Origin of the sequence: Gracilibacillus marinus (genome assembly GCF_042651725.1) — a bacterium.
Taxonomy (GTDB): Bacteria; Bacillota; Bacilli; order Bacillales; family Amphibacillaceae; genus Gracilibacillus; species Gracilibacillus marinus.
Window position 1 is genome coordinate 282012 of the sequence record NZ_JBHSDV010000002.1, and the last position, 24635, is coordinate 306646.

Annotated in this window: 22 protein-coding genes and 1 riboswitch; of the genes, 10 read left to right on the top strand and 12 right to left on the bottom strand. The window is 35.7% G+C overall.

Annotated features, from left to right (window positions below; translation table 11 throughout):
- Positions 1 to 87: 87 nt before the first annotated feature.
- Positions 88 to 948, top strand: a complete 861-nt coding sequence (locus tag ACFOZ1_RS09215) for an AraC family transcriptional regulator (RefSeq protein WP_390198675.1) — start codon at positions 88 to 90, stop codon at positions 946 to 948.
- 146 nt (positions 949 to 1094) lie between these two features.
- Here ACFOZ1_RS09215 and ACFOZ1_RS09220 read toward each other — a convergent pair whose 3' ends face one another.
- The gene (locus ACFOZ1_RS09220; RefSeq protein WP_390198677.1) at positions 1095 to 1574 is read right to left on the bottom strand and encodes a DUF2798 domain-containing protein; all 480 of its coding nucleotides are present in this window, start codon (positions 1572 to 1574) and stop codon (positions 1095 to 1097) included.
- A gap of 595 nt (positions 1575 to 2169) precedes the next feature.
- On the opposite strand from ACFOZ1_RS09220, the gene ACFOZ1_RS09225 reads away from it, so the two are divergent.
- The 5 genes from ACFOZ1_RS09225 (at position 2170) to codA (ending at position 8698) form a co-directional block, all read left to right on the top strand.
- Positions 2170 to 4086, top strand: a complete 1917-nt coding sequence (locus ACFOZ1_RS09225; RefSeq protein WP_390198679.1) for a hypothetical protein — start codon at positions 2170 to 2172, stop codon at positions 4084 to 4086.
- Positions 4087 to 4089: 3 nt separating this feature from the next.
- Positions 4090 to 4938 (top strand): hypothetical protein, encoded by an 849-nt coding sequence (locus tag ACFOZ1_RS09230; RefSeq protein WP_390198680.1) that lies wholly within the window; start codon positions 4090 to 4092, stop codon positions 4936 to 4938.
- Complete coding sequence (locus ACFOZ1_RS09235) at positions 4928 to 5716, top strand: DUF6339 family protein (protein WP_390198682.1); 789 nt, start codon at positions 4928 to 4930, stop codon at positions 5714 to 5716. Before ACFOZ1_RS09230 ends, ACFOZ1_RS09235 begins: the two co-directional genes overlap by 11 nt.
- A 468-nt stretch (positions 5717 to 6184) precedes the next feature.
- Complete coding sequence (codB, locus tag ACFOZ1_RS09240) at positions 6185 to 7438, top strand: cytosine permease (protein WP_390198684.1); 1254 nt, start codon at positions 6185 to 6187, stop codon at positions 7436 to 7438.
- 3 nt (positions 7439 to 7441) lie between these two features.
- Positions 7442 to 8698 carry a cytosine deaminase gene (codA, locus tag ACFOZ1_RS09245; protein WP_390198686.1) on the top strand — a complete coding sequence of 419 codons (1257 nt, stop codon included), beginning with the start codon at positions 7442 to 7444 and terminating at the stop codon, positions 8696 to 8698.
- A gap of 101 nt (positions 8699 to 8799) precedes the next feature.
- On the opposite strand, the gene ACFOZ1_RS09250 is transcribed toward codA, so the two are convergent.
- On the bottom strand, positions 8800 to 9246 hold the full coding sequence (locus tag ACFOZ1_RS09250) for an OsmC family protein (protein WP_390198688.1): 447 nt from the start codon (positions 9244 to 9246) through the stop codon (positions 8800 to 8802).
- 83 nt (positions 9247 to 9329) lie between these two features.
- A riboswitch (SAM riboswitch) is annotated at positions 9330 to 9436 on the bottom strand.
- Positions 9437 to 9631: 195 nt separating this feature from the next.
- Between ACFOZ1_RS09250 and ACFOZ1_RS09255 the strand changes: the two genes are divergently transcribed.
- The 3 genes from ACFOZ1_RS09255 to ACFOZ1_RS09265 are packed head-to-tail and all read left to right on the top strand — an operon-like array spanning position 9632 to position 12531.
- The gene (locus ACFOZ1_RS09255) at positions 9632 to 10351 is read left to right on the top strand and encodes an AzlC family ABC transporter permease (RefSeq protein WP_390199004.1); all 720 of its coding nucleotides are present in this window, start codon (positions 9632 to 9634) and stop codon (positions 10349 to 10351) included.
- Entirely contained in the window at positions 10348 to 10680 is a 333-nt protein-coding gene (locus tag ACFOZ1_RS09260) for a branched-chain amino acid transporter permease (protein WP_390198690.1), read from the top strand. Before ACFOZ1_RS09255 ends, ACFOZ1_RS09260 begins: the two co-directional genes overlap by 4 nt.
- Before the next feature lie 30 nt (positions 10681 to 10710).
- Complete coding sequence (locus tag ACFOZ1_RS09265; protein WP_390198692.1) at positions 10711 to 12531, top strand: SEC-C metal-binding domain-containing protein; 1821 nt, start codon at positions 10711 to 10713, stop codon at positions 12529 to 12531.
- A 64-nt stretch (positions 12532 to 12595) separates the two neighbouring features.
- Here ACFOZ1_RS09265 and ACFOZ1_RS09270 read toward each other — a convergent pair whose 3' ends face one another.
- The 6 genes from ACFOZ1_RS09270 to ACFOZ1_RS09295 form a co-directional block, all read right to left on the bottom strand.
- A complete protein-coding gene (locus ACFOZ1_RS09270; RefSeq protein WP_390198694.1) occupies positions 12596 to 13234 on the bottom strand; it encodes an ABC transporter ATP-binding protein in 639 nt (212 codons plus the stop codon).
- A 1-nt stretch (position 13235) separates the two neighbouring features.
- A complete protein-coding gene (locus ACFOZ1_RS09275) occupies positions 13236 to 14102 on the bottom strand; it encodes a hypothetical protein (protein ID WP_390198696.1) in 867 nt (288 codons plus the stop codon).
- Complete coding sequence (locus ACFOZ1_RS09280; RefSeq protein ID WP_390198697.1) at positions 14095 to 14868, bottom strand: hypothetical protein; 774 nt, start codon at positions 14866 to 14868, stop codon at positions 14095 to 14097. Before ACFOZ1_RS09280 ends, ACFOZ1_RS09275 begins: the two co-directional genes overlap by 8 nt.
- On the bottom strand, positions 14865 to 15983 hold the full coding sequence (locus ACFOZ1_RS09285; protein ID WP_390198699.1) for a hypothetical protein: 1119 nt from the start codon (positions 15981 to 15983) through the stop codon (positions 14865 to 14867). The genes ACFOZ1_RS09280 and ACFOZ1_RS09285 overlap by 4 nt, the downstream gene beginning before the upstream one ends.
- A 161-nt stretch (positions 15984 to 16144) precedes the next feature.
- Positions 16145 to 16351 carry a helix-turn-helix transcriptional regulator gene (locus ACFOZ1_RS09290; protein ID WP_390198701.1) on the bottom strand — a complete coding sequence of 69 codons (207 nt, stop codon included), beginning with the start codon at positions 16349 to 16351 and terminating at the stop codon, positions 16145 to 16147.
- Positions 16348 to 16860, bottom strand: coding sequence for a DUF6773 family protein (locus ACFOZ1_RS09295; protein ID WP_390198702.1), 513 nt, complete (start codon positions 16858 to 16860; stop codon positions 16348 to 16350). The genes ACFOZ1_RS09290 and ACFOZ1_RS09295 overlap by 4 nt, the downstream gene beginning before the upstream one ends.
- Before the next feature lie 369 nt (positions 16861 to 17229).
- On the opposite strand from ACFOZ1_RS09295, the gene ACFOZ1_RS09300 reads away from it, so the two are divergent.
- The gene (locus ACFOZ1_RS09300) at positions 17230 to 18921 is read left to right on the top strand and encodes a methyl-accepting chemotaxis protein (RefSeq protein WP_390198704.1); all 1692 of its coding nucleotides are present in this window, start codon (positions 17230 to 17232) and stop codon (positions 18919 to 18921) included.
- A gap of 161 nt (positions 18922 to 19082) precedes the next feature.
- Here ACFOZ1_RS09300 and ACFOZ1_RS09305 read toward each other — a convergent pair whose 3' ends face one another.
- From ACFOZ1_RS09305 to ACFOZ1_RS09320, 4 genes are all read right to left on the bottom strand, one after another.
- A complete protein-coding gene (locus ACFOZ1_RS09305; protein WP_390198705.1) occupies positions 19083 to 20879 on the bottom strand; it encodes a M3 family oligoendopeptidase in 1797 nt (598 codons plus the stop codon).
- A gap of 97 nt (positions 20880 to 20976) precedes the next feature.
- Positions 20977 to 23004, bottom strand: coding sequence for a BMQ_0737 family morphogenetic spore coat protein (locus ACFOZ1_RS09310; protein ID WP_390198707.1), 2028 nt, complete (start codon positions 23002 to 23004; stop codon positions 20977 to 20979).
- Positions 23005 to 23130: 126 nt separating this feature from the next.
- Complete coding sequence (locus tag ACFOZ1_RS09315; protein ID WP_390199006.1) at positions 23131 to 23850, bottom strand: YebC/PmpR family DNA-binding transcriptional regulator; 720 nt, start codon at positions 23848 to 23850, stop codon at positions 23131 to 23133.
- Positions 23851 to 23999: 149 nt separating this feature from the next.
- On the bottom strand, positions 24000 to 24326 hold the full coding sequence (locus ACFOZ1_RS09320) for a four-helix bundle copper-binding protein (protein ID WP_390198709.1): 327 nt from the start codon (positions 24324 to 24326) through the stop codon (positions 24000 to 24002).
- Positions 24327 to 24635 lie beyond the last annotated feature (309 nt).

Below are 24635 nucleotides of genomic sequence, written 5' to 3' on the forward strand. Positions count from 1 at the left end.
TGGAATTATACGTATGATTTGGAGTAATAATCTACTTTGAATATTAAGAAAGACTCGTACAATATTACGATTTTGAGGAGATTAGCGATGTCCCTTATGTTATCGAAGAAAGAGCATACACAAATCCCTGATCAAACTTTTCCAATTAATATCTTTCACATTCATTACCCTGAGCCTCACATCATTCCACTTCATTGGCATGAACATTTAGAATGGATTATTATTGCAAATGGCTCTTTTCGTGTTCAAGTAGGATCGACATTTCAAGACTTAGTAAAAGGAGACCTCGTATTTGTCAATACCAAACAAATTCACTCTGCTTTTCCTAAATCTAGGGATAGTGAGCTATATGCGATTGTTTTTAATGATTCTTTAATTAGAAATCTCGGCTTAGACAATACGGAAAAGAAATATATATTGCCTTTACTCTCCAAGGATAGAGACATTCCCTCTTATTTTAAAGCGAATAGCCCTGAATCACTCCTAATTAAAGAGTGTTTGATGAATGTTATGCGTGATTATTTCGATAAGCCATTTGGTTATGAATTATTAGTGAAGGCAAGATTACTAGAGTCAATTGGCTATATTTTTCAGAAGGCGGGAGATACTTCTCTTCAAAAGCAAAATCAAGAGAAAGGTTCCATTGATCCAGTTCTCGTACATTTGAGTCATTCTTCCCATGAGCCATTATCCATAAAACAGGCAGCAAGTATGTGTTGCTTAAGCCCTAATTACTTTTGTTCTCTCTTCAAAAAGGCAACTGGAAAAACATTAACGGAATACATGAACATGCTAAGAATCCATGAAGCGGAGCATTTACTAAGGACGCGCAAGTATACCGTCCAGCAGGTCGCCTTTATGGTTGGCTATACAAACTTAACGTATTTTGGAAGAGTCTTCAAAAAACTAAAAAATGCTACGCCAAGTGAATATTTTAAAAATAATTAAAAAGAGGTCTGACTTCTGCTATAAACATTTGTCTATAGAGAGAATCAGACCCAATTGTAATTTTTTGAAGAACGTTGTAATCATAAATAATCGAACAGAAGCATGATTGCTATTCATTGTATGGTTAGTTATTAAGTGATCTCACATCAAGCAAACCGATTCTCTTTCTTCACAAACTTCACAAAAATAAACCGCACTAATGGACCCATAATAAGTAATTGCAATGGCAATGCAAGAATAAAATTTTTCGCGAAAATGGTACTGTATGCGACAGCGACTGATTGATCCCCAATACTGTGATGGAAGTAAGATAAAACTAACCCAAACATCGACATAAAAAATACCATGCCTATGATCATACTTGTAGACATACATAGAACAAATGCTACTTTATTAGATTGGGTAAATGGCAATGCTAGCGTGACTTTTTTGGCAAGTGGTCCGACAATGTATAAGTCTAACAATAATGCCACAACGAACCCGATTCCGACCTCGATGGCTATGTCCGCAAAAGTCAAGTGACCGATCCCTCCATTCATCCACATATTGTAAATAGACATAACTGCAACCATCCCACAGCACATGATGATTCCGAATTGTAAGCTTTCCTTTTTATTTGTTGGCAATCTCCTCATCCTTTCTCTTACACAAGAAATGAGTATAGCAGAATAATTTTTTCTTCATAAGTGAACATTTTGTGAACATTATTTGTGTATATTTTACTAAATGCAGCTTCCATATAAGATAGAATATGGTAAAATAGACACACTTATGTGTCTAGAATTAGGTGATGAATAGATGCGGATTAAGTAATATATGATGTTCTACTAGAAAACGTAATTATATATCAATGTCAGAATAGTAGTTACTAATATATGAAAAAATCATGTAACAGAATGTAAGAAACAGCCATACTTATCTATGGTTGTTACAAAAGAGATGCCTCTCTATTCTGATTTTTAGCATGAGGTAGCAATGGATTTTATTTTGAATACTTTGCATCTACATAATGTTCTTGTATAGAAAAAAGTAGTACAAGTCGAGATTATGAGACAATTTTATCCATTAGGTGTGCTAGCAATAATCAATAATACATATGCTATTTTAATTGGAGATCAAACATTTACGAAGAATTGAGTTTAGTTGTGGGGTATGCAACTACGCCTTCTCATAATATTTGCTAAATGAAAAAATGGTGATCAAATGTAAGGGGTGCAGCAAGTGAGTAAATATGAAGATAAATGGAAGTTTTCACCCATTCCTAATATAGAAGAATCAAACTTTAATCGTAGTTTAGAACGTTTCTTCGGAATGGGAGTGACAGGTTTAACAAGAGAGAATATACAAAACTCTCTAGATGGGCATTTACCAGGAAGTGAAGAACCAGTAATTGTGAAGATTTGTACTGGAGATATACGTGTACAGGATATTCCTGGCATAGATGATGTGAAAAAGAGAATTATGTGTCTAGAGGGTAGAAATAGTTATACAAGAGAAACCATTCATCATATGAAAAAACAATTAGATCAAGAAGTGGTACGCTACATATCCTTTGAAGATGTTCATACAAAAGGACTAACAGGAGCAAAAAATGGCCAGAGTAATTCTAAAACAGATACATGGGGAATTTATGCTTACAATAAAGGTGTGCACTTTGAAGAAGAAGACAAACAAGTAGAAGTTGTGCGAGGCGGTTCGCACGGTATTGGTAAAATCGCCTCAAATGCTGCATCCGATTTACATATCATGTATTTTGCTAATTGTGACGAAGATGGCGATCAGCATTTAGGTGGAACAGTGCAGTTAATTGAACACGAATATGAGCAAAAGGCCTATCGTTCATCAGGATATTTTACTGATATGAAGCAAGATGAAAGTAATAAAACAAAATTTTACCCATACGAAAATAATTTTCATGAAATATTTAGAAAAGATACCAGAGGATTAAAAATCATTATTCCTTATTTACGCAAAGAGTATGATGATGAAATAGAAATTATTAAGAGTATTTGTGACAGTTTCTTTATCTCTATTTTGAATAATAAGTTAGAAGTAAGAGTAAATGAAAAAGAGATTAACAAAGATACTGTCTTAGACTATATAAAAAGTGAAATGTATTATAATCAGTCGATCCAAGAAACAAAAAAGGTATTTACACCTTTATATGTCGATACATATAAAAATTGTGAACCAAGAAGGATTGTGGTGTCTAATATAGAGGATACCTATGCATTTGATTTGTACTTTCAATATGATGAACGGATTCCCAAAGGACGAGTAGCCATTGTTCGTACAGTTGGTATGAAAATAGAAGACTTCACTGTAAATGGCAATGCTACAAAACCGTTCAATGCTGTCTTGATAGGTGGACATAAAGAAGATGCATACTTGAAATCATTAGAAAATGAATCACATACCAAATTATCAAAGGAACAATTTAATGATCCTAAATTAAAACGCCAAGCAACTAGATTTATTAATAATCTCTCAAAAGAAATCACGAAAATTATTGATGAAGCAATTAGAGAACATAATGAAACTGATGGATTTATGGACACAGAAGATATTCTGTATGTTGTAGAGACCCAATTTAAGAAAGATCTAGAAAAAACAATGGAAACCGTTCGAGTAAATAATGGCAAGACATTAGTCAAATCTTCGGGAAAGAAATCAAAAAAAGAAAAGCGCGATGGAAACCCGAATGCAAAGACGAAACCAGCCGATGAGAACAAGCAAAAGAAGAAAAGAGACCCACTTAAGTGGCAAAAAGTAAACACGGAAAAAGGAAATGTCGATAAAGAAAGATATAGTGCACATCCAGAAATGGTAGAAAGAATTATTTTACGTGATAAAGAGATCATTCAGTTTTATTTTACGAAAAGTAAACAAATAAAAGATGCGACAACATGTGATATAGTCATCGCAGTAATTGATGGAATGGGAGTGGAGTATAATGACGAATTTCGTATTAACCAAAGTTACCACACTATCTATGATCGACAGATAAATAAAATCTGTGAGTCTAGTAAAAATAAAATAAAAAATGTTGCAATTAGAAATGGTATGGCACAACTAGAATGTACGTTAAATCCAACAATCAATCGATCTCTAAAATTTATCTATTATGTGGAGGTGTGATAGATGATTTATAAAAAAGACGCAAACTTCCCATACCCTGTATTATCAGGAAGAACAAATAGTTATACGGAAAATCATTTCGAACTAGATGTGAATGTAAATGAAAATGTAGATTATTACTATATAACCATTTCATACGAGATTGAATCTGCTTTTATAAATAACCTTATACGAAATAAAAAAGCAGAACTGATTCTAATCATTCAATCAAAGGACAACAAATTTTATCGATTAGCACAAGGCCAAGAAATGGTTAAAATTCACAAATCACGCTTATCATTAGGCAATCGTACTTCTATTCAATTACACATACAAGCGAAAGAACAAATTCCTTTTGCACTAAATGAAGATTTAAATGACTTCTATCAACAATTTAAAGAAGAAATTCAAGTACCTAAATTTGGATTGCTAGGATACTCGAACGTGGTCATATTTGATGGAAGTATGAAAAAACCGTATGACATTTTTGAAAAACGACTAGATGAACATTTAAAATCAGATATTAAAATAGAGCTTGGACAAGAAACAATAATTATTCATTATAAAAAAGAAGCGTATCAATTTAATCATCTTTCCAATAGTAAAATATTGAATAATCCATATATCTATGCAGGACTGACAAAGGCATTGCACACGTTTATTGTGAATAATAGTGTGGATGGAGATGTGGATATCGATGAGATAGAGGAACCAAGTGGGGCATTAGATTTGAAATTATACCATTTAATGAAATCCAAAAAGGTGACAGAATTGAATTTTGATAATGTGGATGAAGTCATTTATTCGATTTCTGATCGAATTATCGAGAAGTATACGACAACATTAGGGGAGATGGTCTCTCATGGAAATTAAATTGCTAGAAAAAGGATACAAAGCAAATGATAAGTTATATGAGGATTTCGTAAAAAATAAGCTAAATGATAAAGAAGAATATTTTTCAAAGGAAACCGTTTATCTGAGAGAAGCACCAGATTTCCCTATTTATATGGGAAGAGGCAGTGAAGTACAGAAAAAGCGGGATTTTTTGGAAGCATTTCGCATTATTTCTGAATCATATTTAGATATCGACCGAGAAATCCTACTTGATGAGCGTTTCTGGCATAGTTTATTGTTAACAAAAAAACGTGATTATATTATCGACAAATATCCAGTTGTACTAGATAACAAGAGTAAGTTTCATAATGTTGTTCTGAAAAAATTTGATTGGGAGAATTATATTTACAAGAGCATACTTGCTGCACAATATATTCATGATACTATTACTAGTGAAGAGGACAAAGTTAGGTATTATGAACAGATTGTTGATAATTTAGATGTGTATAATTATATTATTAAATCTGAGATATTCCGTAACGATCTGTTTCTTATTCACATTTTAGATATTATTGAGGAATTGAATTTATCACAGATATTAAAGGCACAGATAAAAGGGCGAGAGGACCTCGGAGATGACGAGCGTTATGGAAGAAGAGTAATCTTTGAATTTAACAAAAGTTATCCTATTGTCTTATCACCAATGCTAGAGAAGGAAGAATTAAAGAAATTATTCGTGGAGTATTTAGGATACTATTATAAAGGAATGATTAATGTCGAAGAGAATACTTCTGTAGAGGAAAATGCATTTGCTTAACAAATGCGCAACATTTTTCGACAATTTCCATTATCTGATGATTGACAGATTTCCTCTATCTTGAGATAATATATGCAAATGAATATTGGTACCTTTAATTCAGTCCAGTGAGGCTGACAAGGATAACGGATTTGGAAAATGGACGACTTATGTGCGCAAACTGTGCATATAGGTAGTTGATTTCCATGAGCTTCTTGTCAGTCGGACGAGGAGCTTTTTTTGTGGATAAAATTAGTGAGTTGATATGGCAACATCCAGCTCCAGCACCCAGAAACTAGGAGGCTTTGCAAACTGCCCTATGATAAGTTTCGCTACCAATCAGTCAGAGTTTACAACTCTAACTGATTGAAGTCTCACTTTATCTTAGTTGGTTCACTCCAGTCTCTACGTTTCTAAACGGGCGTTTTTCGCTTTTGAAGAGTCCCTCGTTCGGCACGGTACCAGTAACAAGACAAGGGGGAAATATAAATGGATAAAGAATTTTCATTACAAGCTGTACCACAATCCCACAGAGCTGGGTTTCTAAAAATGTTTGTTGTTATGTTAGGTCTGACTTTCTTCTCTGCTAGTATGTTATCAGGTGGGGAACTTGGACTTGGCCTTACAATGAAAGAATTTATTTGGATGGTGTTATTAGGGAATTTAATTTTAGGCTTGTATACGAGTGGATTAGCATTCATTGCAGCAAAGACAGGCTTGTCGACACATTTACTTGCACGTTATGCATTTGGTGAAAAGGGATCTTATTTAGCATCCTTTCTATTAGGAGCAACACAAGTTGGTTGGTTCGGAGTAGGACTTGCGATGTTTGCAGTACCTGTTCACAAAGTTACAGGAATCGATATGTGGATACTTATCGTTGTATCCGGTGTGGTGATGACAGCGAGTGCCTTTTTCGGAATGAAAGCATTAGCGATTTTGAGCTTTATTGCAGTACCAGCGATTGCGATACTAGGGAGTATTTCTGTAGGAATTGCAGTAGAAGATTTAGGTGGAATCGGTGAGTTGTTTGCATACGAACCAGAAGCAACCATCGGACTTGCAGCAGCCTTAACGATTTGTGTTGGGTCATTCGCGAGTGCAGGTACATTGACACCTGACTTTGTTCGATTTGCGAACACAAAGAAGACAGCTGTAATTACAACATTGATCGCATTCTTTATCGGAAACTCATTAATGTTCTTATTCGGAGCTGTAGGAGCAATCTCTACAGGACTTGGAGATATTTCAGAAGTGATGTTCGTACAAGGATTAATTATTCCAGCGATTATCGTGTTAGGGTTAAATATTTGGACAACAAATGACAATGCGTTATATGCATCAGGACTAGGTTTTTCCAACATTACGAAAATTAAGAAAAGTAAATTGGTTATTTTCAATGGTATTATCGGGACAATCTTTGCAATGTGGTTGTATAATAACTTTGTAGGATGGTTAACATTGCTTGGTGGTGCATTACCTCCAATTGGTGCAATCTTGCTAGCAGACTTCTTTATTTTAAATAAAGGTCGTTACAAGAAACTAGAGGAGATGACATTCCAAACCGTTCGCTGGCCAGCAATTATTGCATGGGTAGGTGGATTTGCATCAGCACAGTGGTTACCAGGAATTCCGCCACTAAATGGAATTATTAGTGCAGTCATCATCTTTGTTGTATTGGTATTAGTGACAGAGAGAGCGGCAAGCACGAATAAGAAGGTGGCAATAGAAAAAGGAGCGTAATTGATGATTATTCAAAATGCAGCATTGCCAAAACAGGAAGGTCTATGGAATATTCATATAGAAAACGGGAAATTCTCAAAAATAGAAGCGGCAAAACCGGTAGAAGGTGCAATAGATGTACAAGGAAAGCTTGTGAGTGCACCATTTATTGAGCCACATATCCATTTGGACACAACATTAACTGCAGGTGAGCCGAAATGGAATGAAAGTGGTACATTATTTGAAGGAATCTCGACATGGGCAGAACGTAAGAAATCATTGACAGTAGAAGATGTGAAATTAAGAGCAACAAAAGCATTGAAATGGCAAATTGCTCAAGGTATTCAGCATGTTAGAACACATGTGGATGTATGTGATCCATCTTTAACAGCAATGAAGGCATTGTTGGAAGTAAAAGAAGAGATGAAGGATTATGTTGATTTGCAATTAGTTGCATTTCCGCAAGATGGCTATTTATCTTTCCCTAATGGAGTGGAATTAGTAGAAGAAGCATTAAAAATGGGTGCAGACGTTGTTGGTGGAATTCCACACTTTGAATTCACGCGTGAAGATGGCGTCGAATCGATGAAGATTGCTTTTGATTTAGCAGAGAAATATGATCGTCTTGTAGATATTCACTGTGATGAAATTGATGATGAACAATCGAGATTTGTTGAAGTGGTCGCAGCTGAAGCGTACAAGCGTGGACTTGGAAGTAAAGTAACAGCAAGTCATACAACGGCAATGCATTCTTATAATGGTGCATATGTATCGAAATTGATGAAGCTATTAGGTTTAGCGAAGATTAATTTTGTTGCGAACCCGTTAGTAAATATACATTTACAAGGAAGATTTGATGATTATCCAAAACGTCGTGGAATTACACGAGTAAAAGAATTATCAGAAGCTGGCATCAATGTGAGCTTTGGTCATGATGATATCTTTGACCCATGGTATCCACTAGGTACTGGTAATATGTTACAAGTTCTTCATATGGGTATCCATGTCACACAATTAATGGGCTATCACCAAATCAATGAATCGTTTGATTTTATTACAGAGAATAGTGCCGTAACATTGAATATTCAAGACAACTACGGAATTGAAGAAGGCAAGCCTGCTAACTTTATTATTTTGAATGCAACCAATCGTTATGATGCGATTCGTAAGCAAGCAGAAGTGCTAGCATCTTACCGTAATGGTGTGAAGATTGCCGAGACAAAGCCGAAAGAAGCATCTGTGTATTTAAAAGAAGAAATGAAAATAGATTTTGAGAGATAAATGAGAGAACTTGCTACTTTTTAGTGGCGAGTTTTTCTTTATGAAGGATGAAAAGTGTGTGAATAGAGCAAAAGTAGCTCTGTTCACACACCTATCTCATCTTAAGCTTTTTGCTCGATATGAAATGTCGATGTTACATTTACTGTATTTTCGATTGTATCACCAACAGGGCAATGCGCTTCTAAGAATGCAATGAATGCTTCTACTTTTTCAGCAGGTGCGTCTGTATCAGTCGTATACGTAACACGGATATCGGAATAACCTGCCCGCACATCTGCTTTGTCAAAGAAGCCATCTAAATTAATATCGCCTTCTAGCTGCACTTGAAAATCACGCAGGTCAATGTCGAATTTCTTTGCATAGGTACGTGCAACGATAGACTGGCATGCGCCTAATGCAGATAACAATAATTCGACTGGGTTCATTGCTTCATCTGTACCACCTAGTGATTTTGGTTCATCGACTAACACAGAATGATTTCTTGCAGTAGCTTCTACTAGATATTTTTCCTTTAGTTGTGCTGTTGCTTTAAATGTTTGGATGGTCATTGTATACTCTCCCTTTGTTTTATCATACGAAACAACCCCTTCTCAAAAAAGATGAGAAGGGGCTAATTGCTTTTTGCCGTGTCTTCTCATCTTTAGCAAATACTTGCTTCTGAAATTGGCACCTTACTTTTAGTGAAAAGCGGTTGCTGAGAGTTCTTAGGGTCAGTCCCTCCCTCTCTCGAGATGAGTCATGTACAAATCTATTATTGTATGAATTTTCAGATAATATACCACGACTATAAAGGCCTGTCAATACGTAAAAATATGTTATACTTCTATAGTTACGCAAAAATAGTGTATAGTAAGTAATGGATAGAGGAAGTAGGAGGAAAAGAAATTGCATGAACAGAGAGAATTTATTCCATTAGACAAAGAACAGACTCCTATGGATACCCCGAAACGAACCATATGGATACAAGCACTCAAGGTTGCATTTCCCCATACCATTCCGATTTTAGCAGGGTTTACCTTTTTAGGAATTGCATATGGGATTTTTATGCATTCATTAGGGTTTCATGCAATGTATCCATTTATAATTAGTATGGTGGTATTTGCAGGATCCATGGAATTTATTACAGCCAATTTGTTGCTTGGTGCATTTAATCCGGTGTATGCTTTTTTCCTTACAATAATGGTGAATGCACGTCATTTATTTTATGGCATTTCTTTACTAGATACATATAAAGGCATTGGCAAGAAGAAATGGTACATGATTTTTGGGCTTTGTGATGAGTCCTTTGCGATTAACCAATCTATTGATGTGCCAAAAAATGTAGATAAAGGCTTAGTCATGTTTTTCGTGACAATATTGAACCAAATCTATTGGGTCGTTGGTGCGACGATTGGTGGAGTCTTCGGATATTTGATTACATTTAATACAGAAGGTCTAGAATTTGTCATGACAGCATTGTTTGTCGTGATTTTTATAGAACAATGGATGAAAGAAGACAGGCATGTGAGCTCCCTTGTTGGGATTGCTGCATCTGTCGTGTGTCTTCTTCTTTTTGGTAAGGGCGCATTTATCATTCCAGCAATGATTGCCATTTTAGGAATACTTACATTAGCTAGAAAGCCATTAGAGAAAGGGAGGGTCTCCGTACAATGACAATGAGTATAGGTCAACAAATCATGATCGTTGCAATGGTTGTACTTGGTACAATGGTAACGAGATTTCTCCCATTTCTTGTCTTTCCTCAAGGGAAACCAACACCGAAATACATCCAATACCTTGGGAAAGTCCTGCCTGCTGCGGTAATCGGGCTTTTGGTTGTGTATTCATTGAAAGATATCCATGTATTCAAAGGGAGCCATGGCATACCAGAATTGATCGGCGTAGCTGTTGTTGTTTTACTACATGTGTGGAAAAAGCAGATGTTCTTATCAATTGCTGGTGGGACAATTGTGTACATGGTATTGGTACAGACTATTTTTTGACGTAAATATATGTGTGAATGGAGTGTTATGATGTCAGTAGGAAGAAATGATTCATGCCCTTGTGGTAGTGGTAAAAAATATAAGAAATGTTGTATGAAAAAAGAGACCGTTGTGCAATTAAAAGGGTTGAGAGAAGAGAAGTTTTATCAACAAAAAGAAGCACTAGTAGTACAAATTAGAGATTTCCTTTATACCCAATTGCCAACAAGTAAGTTCATACCGTTAGAATCTCAATTTAAGAAAAGAACGAATCATCAATTAGAAACGAGTGCGTATCCAACATTCACTCAATTTTGGCTAACTTTTTGCTATACATTTGATAATGGCATGCGTGGGATTGAATGGTTCCTAAAAGAGAAAGGGAATCGCCTTACACAAGAGGAAAGAGAAATGGCAGAGCAATGGGCACAATTAAAGCTCCAATTTGTAGAAGCAGTCGACCAAACCGAAGACTATACACTTTTTAAAGATTTGAATACAGAAGAAACATACAAAGTATCGAATGCACCTGAGAATTTGCCATCTAAATTTCCGTGGATGTCTACAATTGGTTTATTAGAGAAAATGGGTGATTTGTATTACTTTAATGGTGTGAGGGAAATTAAGAGTCCAAAAAGGATTGTTCGTGCCAAAAAATATGTAGATAAGCTTGTAGAGGAACATGGGCTGAGTCATGAGCAAGTAATGCGTGACTATTATCCAGAGATACTTCAAGCAACAGAGAGTACGTTAGAAGACGACGATATAAAAGAAACAGAAGTGACACACTACCGTCGTCAATATAAGTTACATGATGTTGAACGTGTCGAGAATTTCTTCTACAATAATGAATTATTTGAAATAGATGTGTGGGATGAAGAGAAGAAGCAATTAATATGGGTAAACTCGAAGAAAATATATACTGATAACATGTTGGATGAACAAGTTATTCTCATGAACTTACATGCACATATAGAAATCCGCGGCAATAAGTTACTTTTAGCTACATATGAAGAAGAGATTCCGCATACATTCTCTAAGAAAATAGCGAAATTAAATGATGCGATGGAACTTGAAAATGAAGAAGAAGAGACATTCTTATCGCCGTTAAATGTAAGTATCCAGCAGTCTGTTGTCAGATTAAGTAAAGAGACGCCGCACTATTTTGGATTATATGCGCAATTGAACAATCAAGAAGAGATAAATCAGCCAATCCCTGCATACAACAATCAATCACTACGAGAGTTAATGGCACAAGGGAAGACAGATGTAGTGGACGTCCATCTAAAAGATTCCGAATACAATATGTATCATCACGTCATGCGTACATTTGAGGAAGTGGATGTGACAGCAGACTTCAATACTGTGCGTAAAGAGTTAGGATTACCTTTGTCTCCATTTGTGACAGGAGGAGAGAAACGCTATAGTTCTGTTAGTGAGGTACCACTTGAGAAAGAACGCAAAACGGTTATATTAAGAAGTGATATTCCGATATACGAAGGATTGGGCTTCACTCCAGCGACAGTGGACGCATTTTATACAGCAGATATAGTTTCTTTCTATGTGGAGAAAACAAAAGGAAAATCCGCAGCAACAGAGAAAAAATATCGCACGAATCTGTATGATTTACGAGACTTATTAGAGGAAAAAGAGATAGAGAGTTGGGACGCATGTGACATGTCTTTTTGGAAAGCTATTTTCACAAAGGATATATTCGACATGTATGACCAATATATGAGCAAAACGCATTACAAAGAATTCACCTCAACAATCAAGGCATTGATTAAAGAATTAGCAAAAGAAGATAAAATAGCAGTGGAAAAAGAAATAATAGAACTTGTAAAACAATGTGAGAAGAAGTTTTTTGGGTAATGGTATAGAAGGAATGTGAGAAGGCTTGAGGAGAAGGGGGAACCGGTTTTCTCAAGCCTTTGTTTCAACTTATTTTCGTCATGATTCCTTGATCCATTTCATGTACGGTTTCGCAGAGTACTTCAATATCTTCTGCGTAGTGGGATGATAATATAATGGTTCGTCCGTCTTGTTTAAGCTTTTTGAATAGTTCACGCATTTCAAGTACGCCTTCTTTATCTAAACCATTCATGGGCTCATCCAAAATTAGCAGCTCTGGATTTTCCATAATTGCTTGAGCAATTGCTAAGCGATGACGCATTCCTAGAGAGAACTTATGTACATGCTTTTTACTAGAAGGATTAAGACCTACTATTGCAATGGCCTCTTTTATTTGAGTATCTGTTATTTTTTTCTTAATAGAACTAAGTAGCTTTAGGTTTTTAAATGCACTTAAATGATCGATAAATCCGGGTTCTTCTATAATGATACCAATATCTTGTGGTATGGTTGGTTTTACTTTTTTATTGTGTACATAAATCTCACCTTCATCTAATTTAAGAAATCCACAAATTGCTTTAAATAAAAGTGTTTTTCCTGATCCATTTCTCCCAATAATTCCATGAATTTTCCCTTTTTCAAAATTTACAGTAATATCTTTTAATGCAAGTGTATTTTTGAAGCGTTTGGTCGCATGGGATACTCTTACTATATATTCTGTCAATTTAATTTCCTCCAACTCTATTTGTTATATCTTGTTTATTAAATAAGGTAACCGCAATAATCCCCATAACAATAATTGAAGTAACCAATATCACAAAACAATACAATGGGGATGGAAGGGAAGTTTGTCCTGTAATATCTATATTCGATATACTCATCCAACTGAGTGGTGAGAAATAAAATATAGTATAGCCGAAAACTAAAAAACCAAGATAATTAGAAAAATAGGAAATACCAATAAAAATCCCACTTGCGACAATACCAGCCATGTTTCTGAACATAATATTAAAGCAAAATGTAGTCATTCCAATAAAAGTAGTGCCCATCCAAAAAAATAAAAATCCGATTAAAGTAGCGTAAATGGGTGTGATAGTATCAATAATTAACGGATTGAAGAAAATGGTGACATTATTTGATGCAAGAGAGACATCTCTAGCTAGAGAAACCATAATCGTATCCCATTCCATTTGAAACACAACACGTGGAAGTATTACAAGGATGCTACTACAAAAAATAAAGAACGTATAAATAAATGAGGAAAAAATGATATATACAATTTGACTAATAATCCAATTCATCCTACCTGTACGTATCATGACAAATGGTGAATGTCGATCTTGAAATGGAGCATCACAATAGAGTAAAACAGCAAAAAACGCAAATATTTGTAAGACAGGTGATGAAGTTAAATGGGAAAATAGCCATGGTGATATTCTATGTCCAACCTCTTCAGAAAACGCATACAAACCATATGAATGGTAGAGTAAGAAAACAAAAAGTAAGATAAAGATACTATATATTCTAGGATTGACACCCCATTTTCGAATAGTCATCGTTGAACAAAGGAAAATGTTTTGCATATTAAGCATGTAGCATCCTCCTTCTAATTTGTATGATGGATAAGACGGAAAGTATTGCTACAATAATGATAGAAGTAGTAAATTTGTACAGAATAGATTCTCCAGGTGTACCTGGGTTATATACTCCTTCAAAAATAGTTAGTGCTTTTGTATACATAGGTATATCTAATGTTGAAGTGAAACGATGAGAGAGATAATAGAAAACGACTGGTGCCGCAATTGTAACGAATTTATTCGGAATCATTGTAGATACAAAAAACGCAATTCCTGCAAATATAAAAGAACTGAGTGCCATATGTGTGTTGTAAAATATAAAATACAACACAGTTTGATCATGGTCGATAAAGTACATATATGGTTCAACTCCATAACTATTTAGATGGAAAGGAAGTCCGATAGATGCAAGGAGTTCAAATATGCTTAAACCGAAAAATGTAGCAAGGAAGGCAGATAGCACACTTGTTATTACCTTTGCTGTAGCATACGGATACATACCTGATCGAATAATCCAAGGATGAATTACTTTCTGCTCCCAATCAGTAGCAAAGGATATAGCAAAAGGAATGATTGGTAATGTGCCTAGTACAAGCATTAAATTACCATGTGTTCCACCTAACCCAATACTTAATAAACCCACTACATCCATAGTAGATGTATATGCTGGTAATACAGTTAAAAAGAGAATGCAGCATATTAATAATGTAACAATCATAAATTTTAGTGAAAATAGAGCTTGTTTCATGTTCGTCCATTGTAAGAAAAGATATCGTTTCATTGGCTCTCCCCAGTCTGTGTTAAGATATCACCTGTTATTGCATCAATGACAAAATAACTGTAATCAACATATTTCTCAGGTTTGCTATTAGGAGTATCGGGTGTTTCTGATTCTTTTACTAGTTGAAAAACCCATGCTGGAGTTAGTTTGTATGAATGGTTTTGTTCTATAGCAATATAAAATAATTCTGCTTTGTCCATTACAGTTCCCTTAGATAAGATAATCGAAGAATAATATTTTTCTGCAATATCTAGCGCTTCTGATAGATTAAGAATATCAACAGGGGCCTGACTGTCCACTATGGAGAAGTAATTAGTAACGCTTAATTGATGTATACCATTTGAATTATAAATCGCGTATACTTCTGTTTCAGTTGCCTCTTCTACATCTCTTGTCTTCTCTTGCCAAATAAAATTGATAAGCGGAATATTATCTATTTGTTGACGACTAATAAATAGGTAAGCTTCTTGATTGCTATTCCAATTGACATCTTTTAAATCTGTTTCTGTATCTAACTTGCGATACAAAGCCTCATGCTGTTTCATTGTTTCTGTATCTAATGCATAAACCAGTTCTGTTTGGATACCTTCTATACCAATGGAAGACAATACACTATCTATTTCTTTTTCAGCCTCTTTATATGGTTTGAAATCTAAATCCTGAAATGTAGCAAAATCTTTATTTTGATTATATTTATCTAATTGGGCATCTAATAATGGGGGACCTGCATGAATGGACGCTATCGTATAGTAATCAATCATATCATTAGTAGGTCTATGAATATAAAGAAACCCACCATTAACACCAGATTGCATGCCCATTGCTTCTCCGCCATCGTAGATAATTAGTGATTCTGTATCTGTTTGGAATTGATGTCCCATTGCATATATTTCATCATCTATAATTTCATTTTTGATTAGTAAATCAGTAACATCATTTACATCCAGTTCAATATAGTTTGCTTCATAGACTTTCACTTGATCTGGATAACTCACATCCTCTATGTTCACGTCCATTTTTAGATTACCTATAGATGGTGTAGAAGGCTGTACGTCATTACTACATGCTGCAAGAAATAATATTGAGATATAAAAAACAAAGTTAACTGTCTTCATTTTTAGACTCCTTTTTTGTGAGAAAATTTCAATAAATCACAACAATTTATATTAAATGGATATATAGTATAATTCGATAATAATTTACAATATCCTTTTTTTTTTGAAATTATTTGAAATAACAAAAAAGCTTGAGTGAAGAGGGGGAAAACCCGCTTTACTCAAGATTTTGTTTCATCTTCCCAAAACAGCTCATCCAATGTACGATCTAATGTTTTGCAAATGGCAATACATAATTGCAATGTGGGATTATATTTTCCTTGTTCAATTAATCCAATGGTTTGTCTTGTGACACCTACTCTTTTTGCGAGTTCTGCTTGAGAGAGATCATGCTCCACTCTTGCGACTTTTAATTTGATATTTTTCATCCTTCGTCATCCTCTAATTGTCTTTCAATTGCTTTGTCACTACTTTTCTTAGCAGCAGTATAGCCTACTAGAAGAATCACAACAAGCACAGGAACATAGAAAAGAAGAGTAGTAACAAAAGTCAGGAAAAAGTAATAAATAGATTGTCCTGTTGTATCGGCATAATTAATCGCACTATTCAAACCAAAGATAAGCCCCAAAATGACCCCTGTTACAATACCGAGTACTAGATTCTTTTTTATATAGCTAGATTTGCTATGCTGCTCCTCTAATTCTATATCTGATGAGAAAATCCCTTTTTGTGTAGAGCGAAAGGCAATATAAAAGCTTGCTGCGACAGTAATAATTAATTCCGTATAGATGATGTCGATGGAAATCCCATTTGTTATAAATTTGAACAAAATAGAAATGGTACATATTGCAGCAATAAGCAGATAGGTTTCACGATAAATCTTATTTTTCTCCGCTTCTACTCGTTCATCCAGATGTTTTTTCTTAAATAATTGCATGGCATACACGTCCTTTTATGTTTGTTATTGATTACATTATAAATTAAATACATGTCATAATGCAATATATATATAACAAAAGGTAAAATAAAAATTACTGTACCTTCATATGACGGTAATACAAGTCCCTTATAATACCACCTTTTTTTAGCTTCACTTTATCGTGAGAGTAACCGATATATGAAAGAGTATGAATGATTGGTTCTATTCCATATTTATTAAATAAACAATCAACTTATTAAGAAATCAGGTGACTAAAGAGATTAGAAACAAATTAAACAAATAACTACACATATGTTTGGCAATGAAGAATACAGTAGAATCAGCAATATGTACTAGGAAGTATTAAATAGGAATGGGAGTACTAAAATGAAAAAACTGTTTAATTTTAAAAGTATTAAAACAAAGATTATGTTTGGTTTTGGAATTGTTATTGCATTAGTTTTTACAATGAGTGTGTTGGTATATCTTTCTTTTGAAAGAATCAACAATGATACAAAAGAAATGGTGGAAGAACAACTTCCTTTATTGATATTAGATAAAGACCTTTCTTACAATATGGCGCAGAGTTCGTCATTGATACGCGGATATTTCCTATATAATGATGAAGATATAAAAAAACAATTTGAAGAAACTATCCAAAAAGGAAAGCAAATAGAAGAAGAATTGTTAGCGTTAGGGAATCAAGAGAAAATGAATGCTTTGTTCACCACAAAACATGAATGGGAATCCACACTGACAGATGCCATTACAGAATATGAATCTGGTAATCAAGAAGAAGCCTTGAATATATTACTGGAAGCGAAACAACTTACACAAAATATTGCAGATGAGATTGAAGCGTTAGCGAATGAAAAAACTTCCGATGTAATGGGAATCGCGAACAAAAGTGTCTATATAGGTAAAGCAATTATCATATTTATCTCCATTATCTCAAGTATCATTCTAATAATTGGTGTAATTATTGCGCTAGTCACATCTACTTCTATTACAAAGCCGGTATTAGCAGTGAGAAACCGAATGAATCAACTAGCAGATGGGGATATGAGCCAGCCGCCTTTAGAAACAAAAGCGCGAGATGAAGTAGCAGAACTAGTTATGTCAACAAACAAAATGAGTCAAAATAATCGTAATCTCTTAAATCGAATCGCGGAAGTGTCTGAAACGGTTTCGAGTCAAAGTGAGGAATTGACACAGGCAGCAAGTGAGGTAAAAGCTGGGACAGAACAAGTGGCAACCACGATGGAGGAACTAGCAACTGGAGCGGAGACACAGGCGAGTAGTGCAAGTGATTTGTCCACAATCATGGGTACATTTTCTGATAAAGTAGAACAAGCAAATGAAAATGGAGTAAGAATACAAGAAAATTCAGGACGAGTATTAGAAATGACGACAGTAGGAAGTCAATTAATGCATTCATCCACGGAACAGATGGCGAAGATAGATACGATTGTGAAAGACGCAGTGGATAAAATGCAAAATTTAGACAAACAATCACAGGAAATCTCCAAACTCGTTTCAGTAATTAAAGATGTAGCAGAACAAACAAACCTTTTAGCATTAAATGCTGCCATTGAATCAGCAAGAGCAGGAGAGCATGGCAAAGGATTTGCGGTAGTTGCAGATGAGGTAAGAAAATTGGCAGAGCAAGTAGCATTGTCTGTTAATGATATTACAGGAATTGTATCCAATATCCAAGTGGAGTCTAGTGTTGTTGCTGACTCATTAAAAGGGGGATATAATGAGGTGATACAAGGGACAGACCAAATTAAGACGACAAGTGAAACATTTAATGATATTAGTAGCGCTGTTTCCGAGATGGTATCAAGCGTGAAATATGTATCTGAAAGTCTCTCAGGAATTGCTTCAAGTAGCCGAGAGATGAATGAAAAGATAGAAGAAGTTGCTTCTGTTTCTGAAGAAGCTGCTGCTGGTGTAGAACAAACAGCTGCATCTGCGGAACAGGCGAGCGGTTCGATGGATGAAGTAGCGGATAGTTCAGAGCAACTTGCTAAATTAGCGGAAGAGTTAAATGATCTTGTAAGTAAATATAAAGTATAAATTATGTTGAAAGATGTCTGTTCAGATAAAAGTTTTTTTGACATCTCAAGTAGGTAGCATGTATAAACACATGTAAAATTAGGTCAATCACCATGACAATATACGGTGATTGACCTAAATGGATTAGGGACCTATTTTTCTAATTCTATAGTTTGCTCTTGTTATTGATTTGCCAATTCTAGAAATGCCTGCACATCTCTTTCCACTAATTCTATCCCATGTAGCCAGAATGCCTCTTCTGTAATATCCACACCCAAATGCTTCTCTGCTAAGTCTTCCACAGACATAGAGCCAGTGTCTTTTAATAAGGCGATATATTTATCTTCAAAACCTTCCGCGTGATCTAAATAATTCGCATAAATTCCCAAACTAAATAAATAGCCAAATGTATAAGGGAAGTTATAAAAAGGGACGTCATCAATAAAGAAATGTAGCTTACTACACCAGAAATGTGGATGGTAGCTTGCCAAACTATCGCCATATGCTTCTTTTTGTGCTGCTAACATCAACTCATTTAAACGAGAAGTAGACACAATGCCATTTGCTCTTTCTTTGTAAAATGCATCTTCAAATAAAAAACGAGCATGAATGTTCATAAACATCGCTGTAGCATTTTCTAATTTTGCATTTAATAGAGACAGTTTTTCTTCTGCTGTTGTCGCATGATTCACTGTAGCATTACCAATGATGGTCTCAGCGAATGTACTCGCAGTCTCGGCCACATTCATTGCATAGTGTTGGTTTAATGTAGGTAAATCTTTCATCACATCACTATGAAAAGCGTGACCTAATTCATGCGCCAATGTGCTAGTATCACTAGTCGTCTCAGTGAATGTCATAAAAATGCGTGATTCTTTCCATTCAGGCAAGCTAGTACAATAGCCTCCAGGGCGCTTATTTGGTCTATTTTCTGCTTCAACCCAACGATTTTCCAAAGCTTTTTTTGCAAAACTAGCTAATTTCGGACCGAATGTTGCGAAATTATTTATGATAAAATCACATGCTTCTTCGTAAGACATAGACTTGGATTCCTCTTTTGCGAAAGAAAGCGGTGCGTCTACATCTTGCCAACCTAACTTTTCTAAGCCTAATAATCTAGCCTTTGTCTCTAAAAATTGTAGGAAAGTTTTTTTCTTTTTGCTTACAGCTGACCACATTGCATCAAGTGTTTCCTTTTTCATTCTGTTTAGCTCAAGCGGTTCTTCTAAATGATTGGTGTACTCATGTTTACGTTGTAATGTGAGTCTATAGCCATTTAAGTGGTTCAATAAATCAGCAAAAATGGGTGCGTGTTTTTTCCAAGCGATTTCCCAGTTTTCAAAAAGTTGCTTTCTGATATCAGGATCTGGATCACCATACATTCGATTCATCGCTTGACCGATCGAAAGCTCTATAGTCTCTCCGTCTTTGTCTGTATATGGAATCGTCATAATCGAAACAACCGTATCGTATGTCGAACTCCATGCACTTAGGCCATCTTTGCTCAATTCGGCAATAAGTGTTTCTTCTTCGTCTGATAGCAGTCGTTTTCCATCTGTGCGAATTTCTTCTAATGCAAACATCACTTCTTTTAATCCATCTGTCTGGATTAATGGTTGCCAGGCCTCTTCAGGAATCGCTACAATCTTTTTGGTAAATGTATTAAATAATATCTGGACACTACTTGCAAGTTCCATTAATTGACCTTTTACTACATTGGCATGTTCATCATCCATATATGCATCATGACACATATTCACGAATGTACTAGCTTGTGATAATCCATTCGTAAATGTCTCTTGTGCCTGTAATATTTGGATGAATTGTTCGCTTGTTGGAGTCGCTTCTTGCCAATTCATGAGTAATGTATGGTATGTATCAACTTGTTGCTTTACCTCTGCAATTTTTGCTTGCAATGCTTCTGATTTCGTTCCACCAGGAAAGATGGAATCAAGGTCCCATGTTTGGTTGTATTTCATTTGAGATAGCTCCTTTCTTTATTGTCCATTTCATAAACTAATTGAAACGATAAAACAGCAATAAGTCAAGAAAACCTCATTGCTGTTTTATTTAAAATTAAGGGGTATCTTCACATTCCCCAATAAATGTCATCGGATTAATCATGCTTGAAAAGGTAGTAGAGAATGTATTCCCATGGAAATCTGTTGCATCAACTGTCCATAAGCCCATATTCATTGCGCCAATTGTTAATGTAATCGTTACTTCATAAATGCCATCAGGAAGGACATTTCCAGTAGCTCTAGCAGTCCCTCTGACACGTGCGAAAGTATTTCCTTCACATTCGATCTCGATTCTTCTACCTAAAATAAAATTAATCGTATCTCCACCGCTACCGAATGCCACATTGAAGTTATCTACAGCTGGGTTACACATTGGTGCAGCAACAAAACATTGTATTGCCGTAACGTTAATTGTACCGGACAATGTATCAGGTGTGTTATTTACTGTTATATTTACACTAGCTGGAGCAGCGCCACCTTCCACGCCAATTCTAAATTTACATGGACATTCTTCTTCAGGACATTCCACTTGTACCCTTACGACGCTTTCAAGAGTGTCGCCATTTACTGTCGCTGTAGCTATAATCGTTGTCGATAATAATGGCGTGCCTTCAGGTATTGTTAGAGTTGTGGAGAAAGTCCCATCAGCAGCGGTAATAGCAGGATTTGGTGAGAAAGTGCCTATATTAGGGAAATCATTAAATGCTACTTCTACTCCTGATACTGGTAACCCGTCGCAAAGTAATGTGCCGGTAATTTCGCCCTCACAAGTAATGAGTGGGGGCGCTGAGATCGTTAACTCACAATCCCGTTCACATAGGACACTTACCGTAATAGTTTCGCTTAATAGCTCTCCTTCCACAGTTGCAGAAGCAGTTATTTCTACATCTGTCAGAGGTGTACCAGGTGGGACAGAGATCCCTGAGAAATAGTTCCCGTTCAAACCAGTAAAGGTAGGATTTGGATTAAAAGTGACAATAGCTGGATTGGCTGATAGAGTTACTTCCACATCAGGGATGAATGTGTTACCACAACGAACACGTCCAGAAATCACATCACTACAATTTACGATTTCAGGACCAAATAGCAATAAAAGACAAGGTTCTTCTGCGCAACGAATTATGGTTGGTAAAGTGATAGATAGTTCTTCATCATTTGCGACGGTTGTTGCTGTAATAGTAATTTCAGTATCTTCTGTACCCTCATCGACTGTTGCGACAGTTTCAAAATGACCAGTTGCATCTGTAAATACTGGGTTAGGATTGAAAGATATAGCATCAGAAGTTGCAGAGAAGGTAACAGGTGCATTTGCAACAGGTTCCCCATTACAAGTTACTTGACCTGAGATGATATGTTCACATACGATAACAGCTGGTACGAACATCCCAATAGAACATACATCACATATAAATGGTGCTTGATCAGCTGTTTTTCGTATCGAAATATTCGTCTGGCTTGTAACCCAATCGTATACTTTTTCTGTTTGAATACACACATCTTCCGTTTGTTGTTGTCTAGATTGATTTTGTTGTGGATGAAGAATGGTTGTATTATCGATGTTTTCACATGAATTAGGTGGTATAGGATATGTGCATGCATTAGGAATAAATGTTTCTCTTGGCTGACAAAAATCAGCAGTGAGTTGAATGGTGATAGGATAAATAGCTTTTATATCTTGGCAAAAGTTTAGTGCGATGTCAACAGAGTCAAATTGTCCGTTCATACAGTGAATAGTAGCATCACATGAGAAACCTGTAATAGTACAAAGAATATCCGTTCCTTTTGGTGCGCATAACAGTACATGTTCAATTTTGCAGAATGGGATGGGTTCAGACACACATGTATCGATACCATTAGATACTTGAACTACAACATACCCAGATTTACGTAGTGTCACATTTTGTAAGGTGATTTGTGTGCCATTTTCAATCGTAAATGTGACGTCTTCTCTTTTTTCACTAGATATTTCTTCGCATAAAGTTGAATGGTGTGACAATGGATTGATTGGATTACCATATTCGTCCGTAATATGACAGCTTACAATCCCCCCATTGTCTAATAGCTCACATAACTCAGGATTCATTATTTACACCTACTTTTTTTATTATCCATAATAAGTTATGCAACCACCTATGAAATCGGGATAAAAAATACGCCTAATGTATAGATAAAATCCTTCATCTACCCATTAGACGTATTCCTATTGCTTTTATTCTCCTAAATCCACATTATGATACACTTGTTGCACATCTTCTAAATCTTCAAGTGCATCGATTAGTTTTTCAAATTGTTCGATGTCTTCTTCTGCTAATGCTACTTCATTTTGTGGGAGCATGGTCAATTCTGCTACAGTAAATTCCGTAATATCTTTTTCTTTCAATGCTTCTTGAACAGCATGGTATTGATCTGGTTCTGCATATACAATCACAGTGCCATCTTCTTCAATGACATCACGTACATCCACATCTTTTTCCATCAAAAGTTCAATCACTTCATCTGCTTCAATGCCTTCTATACCGAATACTGCTGTGTGGTCAAACATATAAGAACAAGAACCAGAAGTACCCATGTTCCCGCCGTTTTTATTAAATGCCGCACGTACATCTGCTGCTGTTCGATTCACGTTATTTGTTAATGTATCTACAATAAGCATCGATCCGCTTGGTCCGAAGCCTTCATATCGTAGTTCATCAAAATTCTCTTCATCGCCGCCTTTTGCTTTATCGATTGCACGGTCAATGATCGATTTAGGCACACTATATGTCTTGGCACGTTCTAGGACAATTTTTAATGCTTGATTTGATTCTGGGTTAGGCTCTCCTTGCTTCGCTGCCACATAAATTTCTCGACCAAATTTAGCATAAATACGACTAGTATTCTTGTCCTTTGCTGCTTTTTTGTCTTTAATATTATTCCATTTACGACCCATACTAACACTCTCTTTCGATTGACTTATTTGTTTCACTTCATTATACACCAATCTAATCTATGCGTGTAGTGATGTATATTATATAAAAAGGTATTTTTTTCAATTTAAAAAGGACCTGAAGCAATACGCTCTTCAGATCCTTTTGTATATTAAGCAACTTTTTTACAAGCTTCTGCACATTTCAAACAAGCTTCCGCACAGCGCTGACAGTGTTCATGTTCATGCTTTTTACACTCATTCCCGCAAGCCTCACAAATTTTTGCGCAAGCTGCAGCAAGTTCCGCAACAAATGGTGAGTTACGTGTAATCGCATTTTCTAAATAATTACACATATCCGCACATTCACGATCTAGGCGAATACAAGCAGACATCATTTTAACATCCTCTTCACCAAGGCAAGCATCAAAACAGTGATTACAAGCAGTCATACATTCATGTAAAGTTTCCAAAAGTTCAGTATGTGTGTGTTGTGTCATAAGATAAGTAACCTCCTAGATTTATTGTAAATTGATTTCCACTATTACTATTCCCAGAGCTAAATGAATTAAACATCATAAAGGAATATTACGAGCGACGCAGGAATCCCACACACCACGCAGGAAAAAACAGAGCGACGCCGGAATTCCACCCGCCACGCAGGAAAAAAATGAGCGACGCTGGAATTCCACCCACCACGCAGGAAAAAACAGAGCGACACAGGAATTCCCATCACCACGCCGGAATCCACCACAACCCCACTTTTTGATATACTACTCATATAAACAAACATAAACAAAACAAACGAA

Coding starts and splice junctions, on each gene's coding strand:
- ACFOZ1_RS09300 (WP_390198704.1), top strand. CDS start 17,230: ATGAAAAAACTGTTTAATTTTAAAAGTATTAAAACAAAGATTATGTTT.
- ACFOZ1_RS09275 (WP_390198696.1), bottom strand. CDS start 14,102: ATGCTTAATATGCAAAACATTTTCCTTTGTTCAACGATGACTATTCGA.
- ACFOZ1_RS09315 (WP_390199006.1), bottom strand. CDS start 23,850: ATGGGTCGTAAATGGAATAATATTAAAGACAAAAAAGCAGCAAAGGAC.
- ACFOZ1_RS09285 (WP_390198699.1), bottom strand. CDS start 15,983: ATGAAGACAGTTAACTTTGTTTTTTATATCTCAATATTATTTCTTGCA.
- codB (WP_390198684.1), top strand. CDS start 6,185: ATGGATAAAGAATTTTCATTACAAGCTGTACCACAATCCCACAGAGCT.
- ACFOZ1_RS09310 (WP_390198707.1), bottom strand. CDS start 23,004: ATGAATCCTGAGTTATGTGAGCTATTAGACAATGGGGGGATTGTAAGC.
- codA (WP_390198686.1), top strand. CDS start 7,442: ATGATTATTCAAAATGCAGCATTGCCAAAACAGGAAGGTCTATGGAAT.
- ACFOZ1_RS09265 (WP_390198692.1), top strand. CDS start 10,711: ATGTCAGTAGGAAGAAATGATTCATGCCCTTGTGGTAGTGGTAAAAAA.
- ACFOZ1_RS09235 (WP_390198682.1), top strand. CDS start 4,928: ATGGAAATTAAATTGCTAGAAAAAGGATACAAAGCAAATGATAAGTTA.
- ACFOZ1_RS09320 (WP_390198709.1), bottom strand. CDS start 24,326: ATGACACAACACACACATACTGAACTTTTGGAAACTTTACATGAATGT.
- ACFOZ1_RS09305 (WP_390198705.1), bottom strand. CDS start 20,879: ATGAAATACAACCAAACATGGGACCTTGATTCCATCTTTCCTGGTGGA.
- ACFOZ1_RS09250 (WP_390198688.1), bottom strand. CDS start 9,246: ATGACCATCCAAACATTTAAAGCAACAGCACAACTAAAGGAAAAATAT.
- ACFOZ1_RS09255 (WP_390199004.1), top strand. CDS start 9,632: ATGGATACCCCGAAACGAACCATATGGATACAAGCACTCAAGGTTGCA.
- ACFOZ1_RS09260 (WP_390198690.1), top strand. CDS start 10,348: ATGACAATGAGTATAGGTCAACAAATCATGATCGTTGCAATGGTTGTA.
- ACFOZ1_RS09215 (WP_390198675.1), top strand. CDS start 88: ATGTCCCTTATGTTATCGAAGAAAGAGCATACACAAATCCCTGATCAA.
- ACFOZ1_RS09230 (WP_390198680.1), top strand. CDS start 4,090: ATGATTTATAAAAAAGACGCAAACTTCCCATACCCTGTATTATCAGGA.
- ACFOZ1_RS09295 (WP_390198702.1), bottom strand. CDS start 16,860: ATGCAATTATTTAAGAAAAAACATCTGGATGAACGAGTAGAAGCGGAG.
- ACFOZ1_RS09290 (WP_390198701.1), bottom strand. CDS start 16,351: ATGAAAAATATCAAATTAAAAGTCGCAAGAGTGGAGCATGATCTCTCT.
- ACFOZ1_RS09280 (WP_390198697.1), bottom strand. CDS start 14,868: ATGAAACGATATCTTTTCTTACAATGGACGAACATGAAACAAGCTCTA.